The 2,319-nt window shown below is 68.3% G+C and carries 1 protein-coding gene; it reads right to left on the bottom strand.

Annotation, left to right across the window (positions count from 1 at the left end):
* Positions 1-122: 122 nt before the first annotated feature.
* Positions 123-2,108 carry a M6 family metalloprotease domain-containing protein gene (locus ACFWX1_RS24845; protein WP_378391090.1) on the bottom strand — a complete coding sequence of 662 codons (1,986 nt, stop codon included), beginning with the start codon at positions 2,106-2,108 and terminating at the stop codon, positions 123-125.
* Positions 2,109-2,319: the final 211 nt, after the last annotated feature.

The following is a 2,319-nucleotide window of genomic DNA, read 5'->3' as shown; positions in this document are numbered from 1 at the left end:
CACACCCCCGGCGGTGGTCCCCCGCTGCTGAGGGGGAATTTCGGCGCCCCGAATGCGATGTGGGGTATTTACCCCGGTTCGCATGCGAGGAAAGTCCCCTTCAGCTCACTTCGGGCCGCGGGTCAGGAACCGACGGCGACACAGGTGGTGGTCGCGGACTTCGACGGGTCGCTCAGCGACGTCGCGGTGAGCCGCACCTTCGCGACCGGAGCCGCGTCGGAGCCGTGCCTGGCGTACGCGACCGCGTTCGCCTGCTCGCCGAACTTCGCGGTGGTCAGTTCGTTCGGCAGCCGGACCTGCCAGCCGCGGGCGTCGGTGGACGCGCTCAGCCGGTAGGTGTCGCTGTCGAACGGAGCGGCCGCGCCCCGCGCCGTCCCGGTGTTGAACAGCGTGAAGTCGCACCTGGCCAGGCCACGCCGGGCGAAGGCGGCCGACGACGGCCACGCCACGACACCCCTCGCCTGCTCGCCGGCGCCGTCCAGCGAAGCCACCGTGACCGTGTACGACAGGATGCCCTTCTTGTCCCGCTGGACATCGGTGACGAGGAAGCGCAGCCGGTTGGCCTGATCCGTGTACTCGTACGGGCCGGATGCCTCGGTGCCCGCCTTGAAGGTGGCGTCGTTGAGCTGCCGGTAGTCACCGATCGTGATCTTCACCGGCGTTCCGTCCGGCTTGGTGTAATCGGTGAGGTTGATGTCCTCCGGGTGGGCGTCGACGATCCACTCGAACGGGGCGTCGTCCCGGTCCTTGGTCTTGGCGATCAGTACCCCGGAATCCGGCGTGAACGAGTCCGACCCCATCCGGTCGACGACCTCGACGGTGTAGTTCTGGTAGCCGCCGCCGTCGCAGAACGGATCCTTGGACCGATCGCATTTCGGCGATTTGTCCCCGCCGGTCAGCGCGATGGTGATGCCGCTGTAGGCGCCCGGCTCGGGTACCGCCACCCGCGCGGTGATCCGCGCCGACACCGGGCCGGACTTCGCCAGCTGGTTCCGGTCGAGCTTCAGGACGTCGTCCGGGTCGACGATGCCGAGCTTCATCTTGTTGCGCAGCATGTGCTGCGCGCCCATCGAACCGCCCTGCGTCGCGGGGATCTGCCAGCGCGTGTGCGGGCCGCCCGGACCGTTGAAAGTGCCACGCGACAGCATTTCCCACGGCCCGCTGTAGTCTCGCGAGGGCGGTTTTCCGAACGGGTTGTTGTAATTGTCGCCGATCCCGAGAATGTGACTGAATTCGTGCGCGAACACCGACTGCCCGGAACTTTCCGCCTGGGTGGACGAACCGTTGGCGGCGTTGGGCCAGATACTCGCGGCCGCTTTCCACGACGTCCACGGGACGTACCGGGTGGCCGCCCAGTTCGGCAGGCCACTGCCCTTCGGCGGGCCGAAGGTGTCCGGCACGTTCTCCTTGGCACCGAACTTCATCTCGCCGAATTCCTGCCACGTCGAACTCTCGTCCTGGCCGGCGGAAAGGAAGAAGACGAAATCGAAGTTCTTCGTGGCGTCACCGACATCGGCCCGCCACGCGGCACCCGCGTCCGTGCGCAGATCGCGCCGGCAATTCGCCCCCGGCGGGCAGGCGTTCTGGAAGTCCATGCCGTATTCGAACGACTTCCCCGGCAGCCGGTAGGGCCCGAACGCGGTCAGCTGGACGCCGAACCGGCCCGCGGAATCCTCCATCCAGTACTCGTTGATGGTGTGCCCGCGATTGAGCGTTCCCGGTTTGTTCAAGAAATCCTGATAGAACTTCGCGACCCCGGAACGCGGGACGTTGTTCGCCTCCACCGAAGGATTGCCGAACACGGTCGAGTGCGGCGCCTGGGTGACCGCGAACTCCTGGTCCGGGTAGTCGGCGAGGACGACAGCGCCCTTGAAGGTGCGCTTGGTCGGTTTCAGCGACGGGTCGGCCCAGTTCGTGCCGGGCACCTTGCGGTAGTCGTCCCAGGTCATGGCGTCCTGGTTCTTCCAGTGCGACGCGTCGATCGGGGCGGGCCAGTCACGGACGAGCGGTTCGGCCTCGGCGGTGGCCGCGGTCAGGCCGGGCAGGAGAACGGCCGTGGCGAGCACGGCGGCGATGGTGGTGGTGCGGCGTCGGATCCTGGCGCGCATGCGCGGGCTCCTCCCTGAGACCGCCCCCATGACGGCCTCGAAGATCGACGGTAGGAGCCCGCCCCGGGGCACGGGAAAGGTCTACCCGCTTGCCGCACAACGAAAGTCGGGCAGCGTGGGCTGAAGGGGACCTTCGTCTCACCGGACGCGGGGTAGGGGGCGTTTCCGGGGGGGGCCCCCGGGCGCGTGGCCCGGAGCCCCCGCGGAGGGG

The organism is Amycolatopsis sp. NPDC059021 (assembly GCF_042739895.1).
In the GTDB taxonomy this organism is placed as follows: Bacteria; Actinomycetota; Actinomycetes; order Mycobacteriales; family Pseudonocardiaceae; genus Amycolatopsis.
The sequence above is the reverse complement of the archived record's forward strand: the minus strand, read 5'-3'. Positions and strand labels throughout refer to the sequence as shown.